Here is a 16,159-nt window from a genome sequence, read left to right as displayed (position 1 = left end):
TTCAGTCCGAATACTCAGGAGTGAATTTCTGCCAACAATTTCAGTGCCGCTCTCAATCTTTGGCGGCAGCCTCCCTGTAGAAACAGCACCGGCATACTATCTCCGTCATCATAATTTTCATTATTGAGACTGCTTAAAAAGTGCATCAATCCCACTTTTCGCAGTCCCCGGTCACTCGAATCATTGCGAAATGTGGGACCTTACGTTGTTGCGGCTGTGCGTTCTCACTTCGACGTACGCCTAAGTACGCCTTCGTTCGAATGCTCGCCCCGCCTAGTATCTGCATCTTTTTAAGCAGTCTCATTATTGTAACATTAACCGTTTATACAGTAGATACACAGCAATGGAACCGGTAGCTTCGAATATTTTCCACAAGAACTCGGCGGTCACCACATGAGACACACCCTCTCTTCCGATCATCGTTGGAATTTCAGGTCATTGCTAGATGTATTATAGCATATCACCCTTAAAATTACAAGTTAACCCGGCGCTGCCGCGCCGCTTCATAGAGAATTACCGCAGCTGAGGCAGCGACATTTAAAGATTCGGCTTGTCCATATAGCGGAATATGTAATTTAACGGCGGCTGCCGATAACATTTCGTCACTGACACCTTGTCCCTCATTGCCGAGAATAATGGCTAACGAATCCCGCAGGTCCGCTTCAAAATAAATATCGGCATCGTTCAAAGCCGTAGCGGCCAGCTTAATTTTCTTTTCCCGCAACATACTGATAACCGCAGACTTCGGCATCGCTTCTACCACCGGTAGGTGAAACAACGACCCCATACTGGCTCTGATGGTTTTACCCGAAAATAAATCTGCACAACCCGGTGTAAGGATAACACCGTCGCAACCGGCGGCATCCGCCGTCCGGATCACGGTTCCCACATTTCCCGGATCTTGCAGTTCATCAAGGACAATAAGCAAAGAAGTCTCCTTATTGTTAAAAACTGCCTTTATATCTGCTTGTCGTTTTTTTATCAGTAGTATAACACCCTGTCCCTGCTCCGTATCGGATATTTTATCATATAGGGAACGGGAAATTTGCAGCATACGGCAGGAACGGCTTTGCAACATTTCAATAATTTTACCGGCCCGTTCATTTTGGCTGTCTTCTGCCGTAAAAAAGCAATATTCCACAGGCCAGCCGGATTTTAGCGCCTCTTCCGCCAGACGGCTCCCTTCAACGGCAAATAATCCGTATTTGTCTCTATTCTTTTTCTGTTTTAAAGACGCCGCCATTTTAACAAGCGGGTTTTGTGGACTTATTATTTGTTCTGCCATTTCTTGTCCTCTTCTTGCAGTAATCGCTCATATAGGTTTTATTATAGCGAATCGTTTGTTATCCGTCCAGTATGAGAAAGACCGATATGCGGTCTTTTGGCTCGTGTCGCAGGGATCAGGGCGCGGAAAAACCATCTGAAAATCATTTTGGGCGGCCGTTTCGTCAGAAGGAGTTGTGTAACGAGCGGAGGTTAAGTGGCAACGGCAGTCGCATTTCCCCCAAAAGAAAAACCGCTAACGCGGTTTTTACCTAGGACCAGGCGTTATATTGCTTTGGAAATGCAGTCGAAGGATAACATATAGCGGCGGACCGAGTCTTTCACCCCTTTTTTTACAATAGACATGAGATGAATATAATTGGCTCCCGGACTTTTAGCCAGCTCATTCTTCAGGTTTTCCGCCGCCGCCAGGGACATATCCGTTGCAATATTAATTTTGGCGATCCCGGACTGAATGGATTGACGGTATTCCTCTTTTTTAAGTTTTGATCCGCCATGCAGCACCAGCGGAACATGGACGGTTCCGGTTAATTCCGTAAGACGTCCCAGATGCAGATGTGGATTGCCCCGATAGGTTCCATGGTTATTTCCTACCGCAACAGCCAGAGCATCAACTTTCGTTTTATCCACAAAATCGGCTGCCGTAGCCGGCTGCACCAAATTTTCCTCCTGAATATCGACAGTGCCGCAACAACCAACATAGCCCAATTCACCCTCGACTGAGATACCGAGAGAATGGGCTATGCGCGTAATTTCCTTCGTACGTTTTAAGTTTTCAGTAAAAGACAAAGAAGAGCCATCGAACATAATTGAAGTAAATCCCCAGCGAATTGCCTTCATCATCCCTTCATAGGTGTATCCGTGGTCCAGGTGCAGAGCAATCGGTACGGACGCTTTTTGCGCGGCCCGCACCATCGCTGCGCTCAATGTATCGACATCGACAAACTTAAACAGACGTTCGGGAATTCCCAATACTAACGGCGATTTTAATTCTTCTGCAACTTCAACAACAGCTCCCAGCGTTTCAAAGTTAAAAACGTTAAACCCTCCAACTGCATACATTCTTTTCCTTGCATCCTGAATAATTTCTCGCATCGTTACCAAAGCCAAGGGTTAACTCCTCCTTTTTACATATTGTTAAACATTGCCTGAAGTTACTATATCATATTCGCGTTTCCCGTTTAAAAACCTGCAGAATTGCCACAAAATTTGCAAAAATTAAAATTCAGCGTTCAAGCCAACCGGCAAAGGTTATTTCAAATTATTTCCCCTCTCATAAATACTATACCTAAAAAATAGAAAAAACTCCTGAAATTTTCATTTCAAGAGTTCTTCTCCTTATTTCAGTTGCTCTTTCGCCGCATCCACCAATTTCCCAAAAGCGACCATATCTGCTATCGCCAAATCGGCCAGCATTTTCCGGTTGACTTCTACGCCGGCTTTTTTCAAGCCGTTAATCAACTGACTGTAAGAAATGCCATTAATACGGGCTGCCGCATTAATTCTGGCAATCCACAATTTACGAAACTCACCCTTTTTAGCCCGGCGGTCACGGCGAGCATAATAAAGAGCCTTCATTACGGTTTCATTGGCTTTCTTAAACAGTTTGCTCTTTGAGCCCCTGTATCCTTTGGCTAATTTTAAAATCTTTTTATGCCGTCTATGTGCAGTCACGCCTTTTTTTACTCTTGGCATGTATATTACCCCCTTAATTCATATGTATACTTAGGCGTAAGGAAGCATCTTCGCTACGCGATCGTGGTCGGCTTTACTAACCAGGCCGGCTTTACGCAGGTTGCGTTTCCGGGCTGGCGACTTTTTCTCCAGAATGTGGCTTTTAAAAGCCTTGGCGCGTTTAAACTCACCGGTACCGGTTACATGAAAACGCTTGGCGGCGCTTCTACGAGTCTTGATTTTAGGCATTATTCTTCCCCCTTCTAATTGTGTATCTTAGCGGCTAAAATCATAATCATATTTTTTCCTTCAAGTTTCGGTTCCCGCTCAACATTGGCTATTTCTTTCAGTTCGGCTGCCATTCTGACCAGAATTTGCTTACCCAGCTCAGGATGCGAAAGTTCCCGGCCCCTAAACATAATCGTAGCCTTCACTTTGTCGCCGTCAGCTAAAAAGCGCTGGGCGTTTTTCAGCTTGACGTTATAATCATGATCCTCAATGTTAGGACGCAGTTTTACTTCCTTAACCGTCACAATCCGCTGTTTCTTCTTGGCTTCTTTGTCTCGCTTTTGCTGCTCGTATTTAAACTTACCAAAGTCCATAATACGGCATACCGGTGGTTTGGCTGTCGGTGCCACTTCAACTAAATCCATCTGTTGTTCAGTCGCCAGCCGCAGTGCATCTCTCGTCAACATAATACCTAATTGTTCATTCGTACTGCTAACCACCCGAACCTCTCTTGCCCGGATTTCCTCGTTAAGCTTTAATGTTTCTTTGCTAATTGCCGCTCACCTCCTAAAATAATCCTATAAATAAAAAACGGATGGTCTATACCACCCGCATGAACGCATATTTCTACTCTTGCGTTTAAGTTAGCAACCCTACTGACAGCCGGAGCGTCGTAAGGTGAGAAGCGGATGGCTTCTGCTTACATTTAATTACTTAATTATATTAGCATCTAGAGACAGCCGTGTCAAGCCATTAATTTAAGATTTATCGGCGATTTGCTGCAGAAGGCCGGCGGCAAATTCATCAACCGTCATTGCGCCAACATCACCCTGACCCCGTTTTCGTACAGACACGTTGCGATTTTCCACTTCCTTGTCCCCCACAACCAACATGTACGGCACCTTATCTATTTGCGCCTCCCGGATCTTATAACCGATTTTTTCATTCCGTTCGTCTACTTCCACCCGGATTTCTTTATCTTTCAGTATCTTAGCTACGTCCCGGGCATAAGCGGCATGCCGTTCCGTAATTGGCAGAATCTTGACTTGTACCGGTGCCAGCCAAACCGGAAAGGCTCCGGCATAATGCTCGATGAGAATACCGATAAAACGTTCCATACTGCCATAGGCCACACGATGAATCATGACCGGACGATGGCGCTGTCCGTCTTCCCCGACGTACGTTAAATCAAACTTTTCCGGCATTAACATATCCAGTTGTATAGTGCCGCACTGCCAGGTACGACCAATGGAATCCTGCAAATGAAAATCAATTTTAGGTCCGTAGAATGCCCCATCACCCTCATTGACTTTATAAGGCATTCCATAATCTTCAAGCGCTTCCCGGAGAGCAGTTGTCGCTGTTTCCCAAACCTCGTCGGAACCCATGGCCTTTTCCGGCTTGGTGCTCAATTCTGCGTGATAGGACAACCCGAATACGCTGTATACCGTATTGAATAAATCAATAACGCCTTTAATTTCCGTTTTAATTTGGGACGGCAGCATAAAGATATGAGCATCATCCTGGGTAAAACTACGAACCCGCATGAGCCCGTGCAGAGCGCCGGAAACTTCATGCCTGTGAACAAGTCCCAGTTCACAGGTTCTCAGCGGCAAATCCCGGTAACTATGATGCGACGCCCGGTATACAAGGATGCCACCGGGACAATTCATCGGTTTAACGGCATAACCTTCCCCGTCGATATTGGTAAAGTACATATTTTCCCGGTAATGGTCCCAGTGACCGGATTGCTGCCATAAGCGCTGATGCAAAATAATCGGTGTTTTAATTTCCTGATAACCATATTTAACATGCAATTTACGCCAGAAATTTTCCAGTTCATTGCGGATGACCATTCCTTTCGGATGAAAAAAGGGAAATCCGGGACCTTCCTCCTGAATACTAAACAGATCCAGTTCCCGGCCCAATTTACGATGATCCCTTTTCGCCGCTTCTTCCAGCATGTGCAGATAAGCGTCCAAATCGGCCTTTTTTTCAAAAGTCGTACCATAGATTCGCTGCAGCATCTTGCGTTTTTCATCACCACGCCAGTAAGCGCCGGCCAGACTTTGCAATTTAATGGCCTTTACTTTTCCCGTGGACGGAACATGAGGACCGGCACACAAATCGACAAACTCACCTTGTTTATATAAAGAAATGGTCACGTCTTCCGGCAGATCCCGGATCAATTCCAGTTTATAGACTTCTCCCTGCGCGGCAAATTGCTGCAGGGCTTCTTCCCGGCTGACTTCCAGCCGCTCAATCGGTAAATCTTCCTTAACAATTTTCTCCATTTCCGCTTGAATCTTCTCTAAGTCTTCCGGCGTAAAGGTATGGCTGGTATCAAAATCATAATAAAATCCATTGGCAATGGAAGGACCGATTCCCAGCTTAACATCGTCGTACAAGCGTTTTACTGCCTGCGCTAAAATATGGGAAGCGCTGTGACGTAAAGCATCCCGTCCTTCAGCCTGTTCGAAAGTAACAAATTCAACGCTGCCATCGGTCAGCAGCGGTTGCTTTAAATCTACTGTTTTGCCGTCAAGTCTGGCGGCCAAAGCATTCTTAGCCAAGCCACGGCTGATCGACCCTGCAAAATCAAGCAGCGTCGTTCCCCGCTCGACCTCACGTATCGCCCCGTCTTTTAGTGTAATCTGCAATTTTTCCATTCTGCATCCTCCTCATTCATTGGCAAAGTTTCCTTTTTGCATCGAGCCTGCTTAAAAAGATGTGGATAATCAAAAATAAAAAACTCGTCCCTAAATAGGGACGAGAATAATTACCCGCGGTTCCACCCTGATTGGCCGAAGCCCATCTTTGACTTGATAACGGGAAATGTTCTCCCGGCGCCGCTTACTAAACCGTTCAGCATGGCAGTTTGGAAATGGTAACAATCCCTGGTTTGTGTAAAAATGCTTGCAGCCTATAACATTTTCTCTCTAAACACCTAACAGGACTGTCTTGTTTTCCGCTTTACTTTTTCAGTATTAAATTGTTTTTATTATATCTACTTTCCTGACTAATTGTCAAATAGTTTATTTTCCTGGCAAAGGTCACAGCCGCCACATACAACAACGCGTCCGTCAAATACATTTTTAATAGTCTCCACAACCTCCTGCGCTTTGGCCAAATTATTGCCATGCACCATAATCGTATAGGGAGCAATAGTGATCAAGGCGCTGATCACTGAATCTTCATAATTAATTTCCTCCGTAGTCTGAGCAACCAGCATCGAGTCCAAATACTGATTTTGGATGGCCTTTCCCTGGGCATCCAGTATTTTAAAACTATTACCGTCGATAATAACAACATGAACCTCCTCTATAAGCGGTTCCTGAACATCGACAAAGTAGCGAAGAACCCGGATAAACTCTTTATATTCGGCGTCCATCATAAAATCATCCACCGCGGTATCAACCACTTTGGAAAGTTTTTCGCGATAGTCTTTCAGACGAAAATTAATGAACCCCTCGACTACTAATTCATGGTGGGTATCCAGGTATTCACTAATTTTTGCCTCAATCATACTGCAGCGGGAGAGAAAATTAAATTCGTCGGTCTCGTTCCCCCCATTGTTCAACAGACTGATTGCATTACCATAAATTACATTTTTCTCCTCTTCGCTGAAATAATAATAGTTCCGTTCAATTGCCTTGCGGACAAGATTTTTTTCTTCTTGCCGGACAATCAGTTCCGCCAGCATTTTAGCCGCATAATTCTTGATTAACCCTTTTATCCGTTCATAATTGCGAAATGACATTTCCCCTTCATTGATATTGCAGCCTAAAAAGGTGTAGTTTCCTTTATTTATCTCGTCAATGCCTACGCGAAAACCATCTTGCGCCAATGTATAACAATCCTGCTGGAGTTTCTCTTTTAGTTCGTCGGTTGCGCCGATTACCCCAACGGTGAGTAATTTCACCACCCTCACTCCTTTCTTCGTTATATTATATGTGTCAAAACTTGTTTGCATACAAAACAACAATCTGGTAATAGGAAGTTGGAAATTGGTAATTAGAAATCCAATAATCAAAGAAAGGGTTGTCTAACAAGTGTTTAACACTTGTTAGACAACCCTTTCCATTCACTGTATTCTATCCATCTGCCGTGTGATGTCCTGAAGCCATTCGTCTCTTTGCCCCATTATAAACTTAAATTTATCCTCATGCCGAATACTGGTAACAATTAACACATTGGGAAGGATAAAAAAGGTTTTGGCCGCTTTCAATTCTCTAATATGCACCAGTGAGAGGCTGAGTATGTATTTACGGGATAAATTCAGCATATAACCGACAAAAACAAGGCGGTCGGTAGTTAAATATAATGCTCCGTTAAAAGTGGATTCTTCACACTCCAGGCTGGCCATTCCCTTTTTTAAAATCCGCTCATTCTCTTCCATTGAAAAACTATACATTTCTTATCGCTCCCCCTATAGGAAAACCGCCGGCGCAGTCTTTCGGCTCCTGGCGCAAGGCTCAGGACGCGAAAGCCGTCTCTGCAACATGCCTCACCCCGTCAGAAGAATCGTTTTGTTATAAGTGGAGAGGTAACGGAGCAACATTGATAAGGCATTCTCTAAATCTTATAAAAAAACCCGTAAGCATCGCCTACGAGATTTACGTAATATATTACCTTGGTGCGGTTGGTGGGATTTGAACCCACACGGCTGTTCACCGCCACCCCCTCAAGATGGTGCGTCTGCCAGTTCCGCCACAACCGCATAAAACGAGGATGTCTTGTTACAAATAAAACTGGTGCGGTCGAGTGGATTTGAACCACCACGAGGTTGCCCCCACTAGCTCCTGAGGCTAGCGCGTCTGCCGTTCCGCCACGACCGCATAATTTACCGCTTCATCAGCAACAAAATTATCTTACCATAACACAAGGTTACCGTCAAGAAAATTTTATTCAAATTCTTATTATTTTGCGTTCCATCCCCATTGCCAGGCATTCCACAGGCTCCCGCCCGGAGTTGGAGCCGGCTTGTAATTCGCCACCGTATTCTTAACCGCAGCGACATTAGCATGAAAATAAAGTGGAACAACCGGACACTCCTCACGGATTAACTCTTGAATCCGGAAGTAGGTTTGTCTTCTAGTCTCCAAATCAACGGCACTACGCCCCAGTTCTGTTAACCGGTCAATCTCGGCGTTGCGCCATCCCGGATAATTTTGCCCCTCATAGCCATTGCCGGCGCCGGGAATTTTCCCTGAATGCCAAAGACTTAAATCGTCCGGGTCAACGCCTGAAGCCCATGCATACATAGCAACATCAAACCGACGTCTTTTCAGCAGGTCATTAAAAAACACAGCTGGGTCAACCGGACGCAATTCTGCTTCAACGCCTGCCTCTTTTAACTGCTGGACAATGGCTTGTCCGACCAGTTCCCGCAATTTGTTACCCTTGGTAGTAACTAGAGAAAAAGACAGTCGCCTGCCATTTTTAGCAAAAATACCGTCATTTTCCGGTTGCCAGCCATCTTGAAGCAATAAATTCCTGGCGCCGTTACTATTCCTAACCAGCGGTTTCACAGCAGGATTATACGCCCAGGACAGCGGCGACTGGTCGCCGGTTGCCTGGCTGGCGGCATTTTTTAAGATTGTATTGATAATAGCCGGAACATCAATCGCCATAGCAATTGCTTTCCGGACCTGAACATCCCGGAACAGAGGACGGTCCAAATTAAAATCCAGGTGCTCCCAGACCATATTGGGGGTAATCACAGTTCGAATCCCCTCAATTGCTTTTATCTGGTCCAATTGATCCCTGTTTATGTCCGATACTATATCCAGTTCTCCCGCCTTAAGCTGAGTCAGTAAAATATTAGTATCCGGCAAAATCCGGAAGTCAATTCCATCCAATACCGGCTTTCCGCGAAAATAGGCCGGATTGGCATCTAATACAATTGCTTCTGCCATACGCCATTCTTTAAACTTAAAAGGTCCTGTTCCTACAGGCGCACGGTTGAAATCAGCTTTGTTCGGATTATCAACATTCTCCAAGATATGGCGGGGTAATATGGTCGGAAACAAAGTCAAATAGGGCGCGTAATATTCTTTAAAATGCAGCACTACCGTATGGGGGGCGGGAGTGGTAATGGAAGCGAGCTTATCATACCCGTCACGGGAAACAACATTGACTTTGGGATTCATAATCAGCTTCCACGTAAATACAACGTCATCTGCCGTAAAAGGCGCCCCGTCATGCCAGGTGACTCCCTTACGCAGCTTATAAGTAACGGTAAGCCCGTCCCGACTGACTCCGCCATTTTGCACGGAAGGCACTTGTGTGGCCAGGTCACCGATCCATTCGCCCTTATCATTCATTGTCACCAAACCACTAAAAATAAGGCTGCCGACTTCGGCGGTAGCCAGGAGATCCGACAATAACGGATTTAATGTGTTCGGTTCCTGCAGGCTGCCGTAAACCAGTCTGCCACCGGTAGAAACCGTTTTTTTCGCTGACGGCGGCAAAACATTTTTCTGACCGCAACCGGCTACAACAAATAACAAAACAATCAAAACCCAATGTATCACAATCTTTCCGAAGGTCATCCATTTCCTCCTATCTGCCGTATAAACTGCGGTAGCGCGCTCTGTCCCGCAGCACTTTCCGCACATATTCCCGGGTTTCGGGAAAGGGAAGTTGCCGGGCATCCTGAAACGACATTTCCCAGCCATTCTGGCGCATCCACTGTCTGACGTTTCCCCTGCCGCCATTATAAGCAGCTAAAGACAACACTTCGTTACCTTGAAATTCCTTGATTAAAGAAGATAAATACCACGTTCCCAAGCGAATGTTTACCTCAGGATCTTGTAATTGCTTAGGATCAAAATTCGGCTCATCCATCCTCTGGGCAATCCAAGCTGCCGTATCCGGCATTAACTGCATCAGTCCCATAGCTCCTTTCCGGGAACGGGCCTGGGGAATAAACTTGCTCTCTGTCCGGATAATACTGGCCACTAAAAAGGGATCAACCTCATTTTTCAAGGCGTAGCGAAAAACCATATCTTGGTAGGGAAAGGGATAAACGTACTTTTTTTGAAACCAATCACTGTTATAAACAAAATAGCTGCCTGCCACTGCCAGGGTCAAGCCGACTACCAGGATTTTCATCCAGGCCGTGCTACGCAATGTGATCACTCCATCATTTATCTTCTGAATTAATTATCAGCAAATTATTATTAATACGGCGCCAAGCCGTGACCACTTGTTCCGTGGTTTGTGCCAAATTGCCGCTATTATCAATCACAACATCACCGTGACGAACTTTATCTTCTAAATTCATTTGGGCTCGAATGCGCTGTTGGGCCTGCTCGCAAGGTATCCCGTCCCGCTTCATTAGACGGGACCGCTGCGTAGCGGAATCCACATATACAACCCAAACTTCATCGGCCATATGCCGCCAACCGGCTTCAATCAGTAAAGGGACATCCAGAACAAGAATACGAATTCCTTTTTGTTCCGCTTCCGCCATTTCTTGCCGGACACATTCCAGAATGCGGGGATGTGTGATCTCTTCCAGGCGCTGCCGAAAATTGCTGTCTTTAAAAACAATTTCTCCCAGCGCCTTGCGGTCGATTGTGCCATCCAATGCTAAAACCCGTTCGCCGAAACATTGGACAATTTCCCGCCAGGCCGTTTTTTGCGGCTGAACGACCTCGCGGGCAATTCTATCGGTATCAATTATATATGCTCCCAGTTTCGACAAAATACCTTCCACCGTACTTTTTCCGCTGGAAATACCACCTGTCAAGCCGATAACAAACATCATTCGCCAACTCCCTTAGTGCTGGCAATGGGGACAATAATGCGTTCCCCGTCCGCCCACTTCCGTACGTTCAATTTTACTGCCACAGATCGCGCACAACTGGTTTTTTCGCCCGTATACCCGCAAATGGCGCTGGTGGTCGCCGCTTTTTCCTTCACCATTGCGATAATCCCGGAATGTTGTACCGCCATGGTCAATTCCCGCTTGAATTACCTGGTTAATTGCCTGAAACAGATTTTTGGTCTCCTCATCCGTCAGGCTATTGGCGGCCCGTTCCGGATGAATTCCGGCTAAAGCAAGACTTTCGTCCACATAAATATTTCCCAAGCCGCCAATCAGATTCTGATTCAACAGCAGGGATTTTATTTTGCCTTTTCTTTTCGCCAAAATGGTCTGTAAATAACTGAGAGTAAATTCAGCCGAAAGCGGTTCCGGCCCCATTTGCGACAAACCGGAAATTCGCCATAATTCTCCTTCCGGCATAACATAAAGTGTTCCCAAAGTACGGGTATCGGCATACAAAAGCTCATCCCCATTTTCGAAGGTAAATACCAAGTGCGTAAACCGGTCACGGGCCATATCCGGTGTCCGGTAATATAGCCGCCCGGTCATGCGTAAATGAACAACCATCACTTGCCCCTCAGACAGGTAAAACAATAAATATTTTCCCCGCCGCGCTAAGTTCTTAACCGTCTTATGCGTAACTACGGCCTGAAATTCCGGCGCCGACGGCCACTTTATCAAACGCGGCAATAAAATCTCCACGCACCGAATTGTCTTTCCCTGTACTTTTTTACTTAATGTGCGGCGGATCGTTTCCACTTCCGGTAATTCCGGCACTGTAACTCCTCCCTTTATTTCGCTTCCGCCCAGTTTCGTCCAACTTTAACATCAACAAGCAAAGGAACCGTCAACTGTACCGTTTGCTCCATAGCTGTTTTGACAAGTTCACTCACTAGCGCTAATTCTTCCGCTGCAACCTCAAGAACCAGTTCGTCGTGTACCTGCAGCAGAATCCGGCTGCGCAGTTTTTGCGCCGCCAACGTTTGCGCCACATCCAGCATAGCCTTTTTTATAATATCCGCTGCCGTTCCCTGAATCGGCGTGTTCATAGCCGTTCTCTCGGCAAAGGAACGCTGATTGAAATTACTGCTGTTAATATCCGGCAGATTGCGCCGCCGCCCAAACAAGGTTGTGACATAGCCCTGATGGCGGGCTTCCCTCACTACCGTATCAATATAATTTTTCACGCCCTGGTATTTTGCAAAGTAACTCTGAATGTATTCGCCGGCCTCTTTACGGCTAACGCCGATATCCCTTGACAGGCCGTAATCACTGATGCCATAAACAATGCCAAAATTAACCGCCTTAGCCCGTGAACGCATTTCGCCGGTTACCATTTCCATAGGTACGCCGAAGACTTCGGCAGCCGTCCGGGTATGTATGTCCTGATTGTGCAGAAAGGCCTCCGTCAAATTCCGGTCTTGCGAAATATGAGCCAAAATCCGCAATTCAATTTGGGAATAATCGGCGGCTACCAGATAGTCCCATCCGTCACCGGGCACAAACAATTCCCGGATACGCCGCCCCATCTCCGTCCGGATCGGTATGTTCTGCAAGTTAGGATCCGAACTGCTTAACCGCCCCGTAGCCGTTACGGTTTGATTAAATGTCGTATGGATCCGACCGGTAACCGGATGAATTAATGCGCTGAGCCCGTCAAGATAAGTAGACTTGAGTTTCATTAACAAACGATATTCCAATAGTTTATCAATAATCGGATGTTGCCCGGCTAATTTCTCCAGCACTTCCGCATCGGTGGAATACCCGGTTTTAGTTTTCTTCACTGCCTTTAATTTTATTTTATCAAATAAAATCTGTCCCAATTGTTTGGTAGAATTAACGTTAAATTGTTCACCGGCGTGAATGTAGATTGCTTGCAGCAGTTCTTCAATTTTTGCCGCAAATTCCCCCGACATCGCCTTAAGATGAGCCGCATCCACTTTAATCCCCGTACTCTCCACCGCGGCAAGTACACCTGCCAGCGGTAATTCCACTTGAAAATATAGCGTGTCCAGTTCACTTTGGGAAAGACATTCACCCAATGGGGGATATAATTCATGGATGGCGAAAATTGCCGCAGCCCCATACTCGGCAGGATCCGTTACCGCCGGCCACGTCAGCTGTTTCTGCAAATATTTGTCCATGAGCCTGTCAAACTGGTATTCCGCCGCCGTTGGCTCTAAAAGATACGCTGCCAGCATGGTATCAAAAACTACATTATTAATTTTAATGCCCTTGCTCCAGCCATAATTATATAAGCTTTTAACATCGTGAGTCACTTTCTTTGTTGCCGAATCCGCTAAAAGGGAGACGATTTTTTCCCAGCCTGGGACGTTCGCAGCTGCATAAACCGGTCCCGCAGACAGCCAGCACACAATTCCCGCCAGTTGAAGCTCAGGAATCCGGCCTGTAACGACGGGATACAGCTCAACACTTCCCGTCCGGATGATTTCACTCACCGCACCGTCAACCGCTTCCTCTGCCGTTAATACAGTCATCGGCGGCAAACAAATTCCGGGCTTGTCCGCCTCGCAATCCCCCTGCGGCAATAATGCATTAACTCGCATCAGTAACCCTTTGAATTCCAGGCGGGTAAATAACTCCCGCAAGCGGGTTCCATCGGGGTTATAACAAAAAGTTTCCGGTAAAAAGTCAAGTTCCATCGCACAGTCAATTGTGGCCAGTTTCTTGGATAAAATGGCCAGTTCCGTATGATTATACAAGTTTTCCTGCAACTTTTTACCTGCAACCTGTTCAATATGATTAATCAGATTTTCAATCGAACCAAATTGGGCAATCAGCTTACCGGCAGTCTTTTCACCAATGCCTGGAACACCGGGGATATTGTCGGACGCGTCTCCCATTAATCCTTTCAAGTCGATGATTTGTTTGGGAGTAACTCCGTATTTTGCCTGAACCGCCTTGCAATCCATAACATCCATTTCCGATATTCCCTTTTTGGTCAGCATAACCTTAACCTTTGCGTCTATAAGCTGCAACGCATCCCTGTCCCCGGTAACAATCAAAGCCTCATAACCCCAGCCGGCAGCCTTTTGCGCCAGGGTGCCGATAATATCATCCCCTTCAAACCCTTCTTTTTCCAGCACGGTAATACCAAATGCCTGTACCACTTCCTGTACCAGGGGAAATTGTTCGGACAATTCAGCAGGCGTAGCCTTCCGGTGAGCCTTGTAATCCGCATATAATTCCGTCCGGAATGTGGTCCGGCCCTTGTCAAATGCTATGGCCACTGCATCCGGCTTAATATCATCCAAAAGTTTCATCAACATGGTAGTAAAACCATATACGGCATTGGTATACCGTCCGCTTGTCGTAGTTAAAACGGGCAAAGCATAAAAGGCCCGGTGAACAAGGCTGCTGCCGTCAATAATCACAAATGTACGGGACATATCTACACCCCTTTATTCAAATGAACCAAATTAAGACAAAGTAAATTGCAAAGTATAACAGGGGAACAAGATCCCCTGTTATATTAGTGGTCTGTAAACTCTAAAGCTAGAGGGTTTACAGACCACTAGCTCTTTACTATATTGGCTAAACAAGCCAAAAATACCTTTCTTATTTTATCATATCCGGAATCGGTTATGTATGTTAAATCTAAATCGGACATACTAAACTTAAATCATGATTCAGATGGCGAGGAGGTTAAAAAATGCAGAAAATTTACCATTTTTGGAACGGCAAGAATATTGACGGCAAATCGACCATTGGTCTGGAATCATTGTTAAGAGAAGAGAGTCGCACCGCGCCGGCCGAAATGAAATATGAAGTCGGTGTGGAAACCATAGCCGCGGACGATTTGCAAAAAGGAGTCGACTATTCGTAAGAAAGACCGCGTCAGCGGTCTTTCCTACGCCCCGGCGGGATATGTCAGTTCGATGCGCCGCATCGGTTCATTCCAATATACAAAGGTATTGAACGCCTCATTAATCCGGGTAATTTTTATATATGGTTCACCGTTCAAAAGATCAATGGGAATTTTATTTCCCTCCGTCCCGCGCAGAAACCGTTCCCCTTGATTCCAGACAACGTTCTGTTCTAAAGCATTGGCTAACGGCAAAACCTGCACTGCTAAGATGCCGTCGATAACCTGAACATCAGGTTCGATTACTTTGCCATTTAAGAATACTGCCAGCCGGTAAATTGATAAAGCGTGGTCTTCTTCCTGCCAAATCTGCTCCCCTCCAAACAAAAGTTTGCTGTCAGCCAAGGTCACGTAAATGATATCCCCCTTAATCATCGCGGGAACCACCCGGCCCTTGCTGCAAACACGGGAAGTTGATTGATCCCACTGAATCGATGTGGACAGAGCCCCCGCCACCGTCCATACCGGAACGTATATTATACCGTTTTGCACCAGTACCCGCTCCGTCTGTAGCTTACCATTGATTTTAAGACCAGCGAACTGTCCAAGAACGGTCTGTTTATCCGGCTGCGTTTTAATGAGGTTAAGAAGAAATTTATCGTCTACCAAATTATTATAACCGGATTCAGCTAACACTTCTTTCAAATCAGCCAGGGAAATGTCGCCGCGACCATAAATATCCGGATAAATACCCAAAGAAACAGTCCCATTCTCTTCTTTGCATAATTTGATCCGGTCATAGGTTACCTTTACCGGTGTACCGCAGTTTACTACGGCGAATAATTCTTCCGCGTCTTCTTCCTTCATCCGGACACAGCCATGCGAAGCCGTCATGCCGATCTCCCATGGAGCATTCGTGCCATGAATGCCATACAGCGGCAAAAAGCTCATCCAGCGGTACCCTAAAGGATTATCCGGTCCGGACGGTATCGAATTCCCGCCCCAGGGCGGATACCACCACGGGTTTACTTCTTTGCTGAGAATGGAAAAATCGCCCAACGGCGTAGGCGACGAAGGCTTGCCGACAGCAACCGGGTATTCCTTTACCAGTGAATTCCCGGAATACACGTCCAGAGTCCGGCTCGGCAAATTAATAACCAACCTGGGATTCGTCACAGTCAATACCTTGGGGCCTGCCAATACAGGCGCGGCTAGCACAGGCAACAATAAAGCAAGAAAAAACACCGTTTTTTTTAGCATGCGTATCCCTTCTTCGCCAAAGTTTGAAATATACCGTTTAAAGCAATAGTATG

16 protein-coding genes, 2 tRNA genes and 2 other annotated features (1 of these 20 running past the window's edge) are annotated in these 16,159 nt (G+C 46.0%); of the genes, 1 reads left to right on the top strand and 17 read right to left on the bottom strand.

What is annotated here, in order from left to right:
• Positions 1-118, bottom strand: a binding site (T-box leader); it reaches 97 nt to the left of the window's first position.
• Between the two features lie 185 nt (positions 119-303).
• The 16 genes from LUCIF_RS27410 to polA all read right to left on the bottom strand — a co-directional run bounded on the left by LUCIF_RS27410 (position 304) and on the right by polA (position 14,430).
• Entirely contained in the window at positions 304-420 is a 117-nt protein-coding gene (locus LUCIF_RS27410) for a YqzL family protein (RefSeq protein WP_207858129.1), read from the bottom strand.
• Between the two features lie 52 nt (positions 421-472).
• Entirely contained in the window at positions 473-1,285 is an 813-nt protein-coding gene (locus LUCIF_RS20010; protein ID WP_122629619.1) for a TrmH family RNA methyltransferase, read from the bottom strand.
• A gap of 263 nt (positions 1,286-1,548) precedes the next feature.
• On the bottom strand, positions 1,549-2,394 hold the full coding sequence (locus LUCIF_RS20005; protein ID WP_122629618.1) for a class II fructose-bisphosphate aldolase: 846 nt from the start codon (positions 2,392-2,394) through the stop codon (positions 1,549-1,551).
• A 228-nt stretch (positions 2,395-2,622) separates the two neighbouring features.
• The gene (gene rplT, locus LUCIF_RS20000) at positions 2,623-2,979 is read right to left on the bottom strand and encodes a 50S ribosomal protein L20 (RefSeq protein WP_122629617.1); all 357 of its coding nucleotides are present in this window, start codon (positions 2,977-2,979) and stop codon (positions 2,623-2,625) included.
• 30 nt (positions 2,980-3,009) lie between these two features.
• Positions 3,010-3,207: a 50S ribosomal protein L35 gene (rpmI, locus tag LUCIF_RS19995; RefSeq protein ID WP_122629616.1), complete on the bottom strand. Its 198-nt coding sequence runs from the start codon at positions 3,205-3,207 to the stop codon at positions 3,010-3,012.
• Between the two features lie 14 nt (positions 3,208-3,221).
• Positions 3,222-3,740 carry a translation initiation factor IF-3 gene (gene infC / locus LUCIF_RS19990; RefSeq protein WP_122629615.1) on the bottom strand — a complete coding sequence of 173 codons (519 nt, stop codon included), beginning with the start codon at positions 3,738-3,740 and terminating at the stop codon, positions 3,222-3,224.
• Between the two features lie 23 nt (positions 3,741-3,763).
• Positions 3,764-3,894, bottom strand: a sequence feature (ribosomal protein L20 leader region).
• Between the two features lie 50 nt (positions 3,895-3,944).
• The gene (gene thrS / locus LUCIF_RS19985; protein ID WP_122629614.1) at positions 3,945-5,855 is read right to left on the bottom strand and encodes a threonine--tRNA ligase; all 1,911 of its coding nucleotides are present in this window, start codon (positions 5,853-5,855) and stop codon (positions 3,945-3,947) included.
• Between the two features lie 350 nt (positions 5,856-6,205).
• Complete coding sequence (gene ytxC, locus LUCIF_RS19980; protein WP_122629613.1) at positions 6,206-7,108, bottom strand: putative sporulation protein YtxC; 903 nt, start codon at positions 7,106-7,108, stop codon at positions 6,206-6,208.
• A 162-nt stretch (positions 7,109-7,270) separates the two neighbouring features.
• The gene (locus LUCIF_RS19975) at positions 7,271-7,600 is read right to left on the bottom strand and encodes a GRAM domain-containing protein (protein WP_122629612.1); all 330 of its coding nucleotides are present in this window, start codon (positions 7,598-7,600) and stop codon (positions 7,271-7,273) included.
• Positions 7,601-7,820: 220 nt separating this feature from the next.
• Positions 7,821-7,906: transfer RNA gene (locus LUCIF_RS19970), tRNA-Leu, on the bottom strand.
• A gap of 32 nt (positions 7,907-7,938) precedes the next feature.
• A tRNA-Leu gene (locus LUCIF_RS19965) sits at positions 7,939-8,024 on the bottom strand.
• Positions 8,025-8,105: 81 nt separating this feature from the next.
• The gene (locus LUCIF_RS19960) at positions 8,106-9,740 is read right to left on the bottom strand and encodes a peptide ABC transporter substrate-binding protein (protein ID WP_122629611.1); all 1,635 of its coding nucleotides are present in this window, start codon (positions 9,738-9,740) and stop codon (positions 8,106-8,108) included.
• A gap of 10 nt (positions 9,741-9,750) precedes the next feature.
• Positions 9,751-10,329 carry a lytic transglycosylase domain-containing protein gene (locus tag LUCIF_RS19955; RefSeq protein WP_243638764.1) on the bottom strand — a complete coding sequence of 193 codons (579 nt, stop codon included), beginning with the start codon at positions 10,327-10,329 and terminating at the stop codon, positions 9,751-9,753.
• Positions 10,330-10,333: 4 nt separating this feature from the next.
• A complete protein-coding gene (gene coaE, locus LUCIF_RS19950; RefSeq protein WP_207858127.1) occupies positions 10,334-10,960 on the bottom strand; it encodes a dephospho-CoA kinase in 627 nt (208 codons plus the stop codon).
• Between the two features lie 12 nt (positions 10,961-10,972).
• Positions 10,973-11,797, bottom strand: coding sequence for a bifunctional DNA-formamidopyrimidine glycosylase/DNA-(apurinic or apyrimidinic site) lyase (gene mutM / locus LUCIF_RS19945; protein WP_122629610.1), 825 nt, complete (start codon positions 11,795-11,797; stop codon positions 10,973-10,975).
• Between the two features lie 14 nt (positions 11,798-11,811).
• Complete coding sequence (gene polA, locus LUCIF_RS19940; protein ID WP_122629609.1) at positions 11,812-14,430, bottom strand: DNA polymerase I; 2,619 nt, start codon at positions 14,428-14,430, stop codon at positions 11,812-11,814.
• A gap of 263 nt (positions 14,431-14,693) precedes the next feature.
• Between polA and LUCIF_RS26215 the strand changes: the two genes are divergently transcribed.
• A complete protein-coding gene (locus LUCIF_RS26215; protein WP_165866084.1) occupies positions 14,694-14,867 on the top strand; it encodes a hypothetical protein in 174 nt (57 codons plus the stop codon).
• A 24-nt stretch (positions 14,868-14,891) separates the two neighbouring features.
• Here LUCIF_RS26215 and LUCIF_RS19935 read toward each other — a convergent pair whose 3' ends face one another.
• Entirely contained in the window at positions 14,892-16,106 is a 1,215-nt protein-coding gene (locus LUCIF_RS19935) for a L,D-transpeptidase family protein (RefSeq protein ID WP_122629608.1), read from the bottom strand.
• Positions 16,107-16,159 lie beyond the last annotated feature (53 nt).

The organism is Allolucifera butyrica, assembly GCF_900476375.1.
Lineage (GTDB): Bacteria > Bacillota > Negativicutes > Sporomusales > UPPP01 > Lucifera > Lucifera butyrica.
This window is presented reverse-complemented; position numbering and strand designations above follow the sequence as displayed.

Excerpts from the sequence above, each read along its gene's own strand:
- rplT (WP_122629617.1), bottom strand. The coding sequence starts at position 2,979 with ATGCCAAGAGTAAAAAAAGGCGTGACTGCACATAGACGGCATAAAAAG.
- LUCIF_RS27410 (WP_207858129.1), bottom strand. The coding sequence starts at position 420 with ATGATCGGAAGAGAGGGTGTGTCTCATGTGGTGACCGCCGAGTTCTTG.
- coaE (WP_207858127.1), bottom strand. The coding sequence starts at position 10,960 with ATGATGTTTGTTATCGGCTTGACAGGTGGTATTTCCAGCGGAAAAAGT.
- LUCIF_RS19935 (WP_122629608.1), bottom strand. The coding sequence starts at position 16,106 with ATGCTAAAAAAAACGGTGTTTTTTCTTGCTTTATTGTTGCCTGTGCTA.
- LUCIF_RS19975 (WP_122629612.1), bottom strand. The coding sequence starts at position 7,600 with ATGTATAGTTTTTCAATGGAAGAGAATGAGCGGATTTTAAAAAAGGGA.
- thrS (WP_122629614.1), bottom strand. The coding sequence starts at position 5,855 with ATGGAAAAATTGCAGATTACACTAAAAGACGGGGCGATACGTGAGGTC.
- LUCIF_RS20010 (WP_122629619.1), bottom strand. The coding sequence starts at position 1,285 with ATGGCAGAACAAATAATAAGTCCACAAAACCCGCTTGTTAAAATGGCG.
- polA (WP_122629609.1), bottom strand. The coding sequence starts at position 14,430 with ATGTCCCGTACATTTGTGATTATTGACGGCAGCAGCCTTGTTCACCGG.
- rpmI (WP_122629616.1), bottom strand. The coding sequence starts at position 3,207 with ATGCCTAAAATCAAGACTCGTAGAAGCGCCGCCAAGCGTTTTCATGTA.
- LUCIF_RS26215 (WP_165866084.1), top strand. The coding sequence starts at position 14,694 with ATGCAGAAAATTTACCATTTTTGGAACGGCAAGAATATTGACGGCAAA.
- LUCIF_RS19960 (WP_122629611.1), bottom strand. The coding sequence starts at position 9,740 with ATGACCTTCGGAAAGATTGTGATACATTGGGTTTTGATTGTTTTGTTA.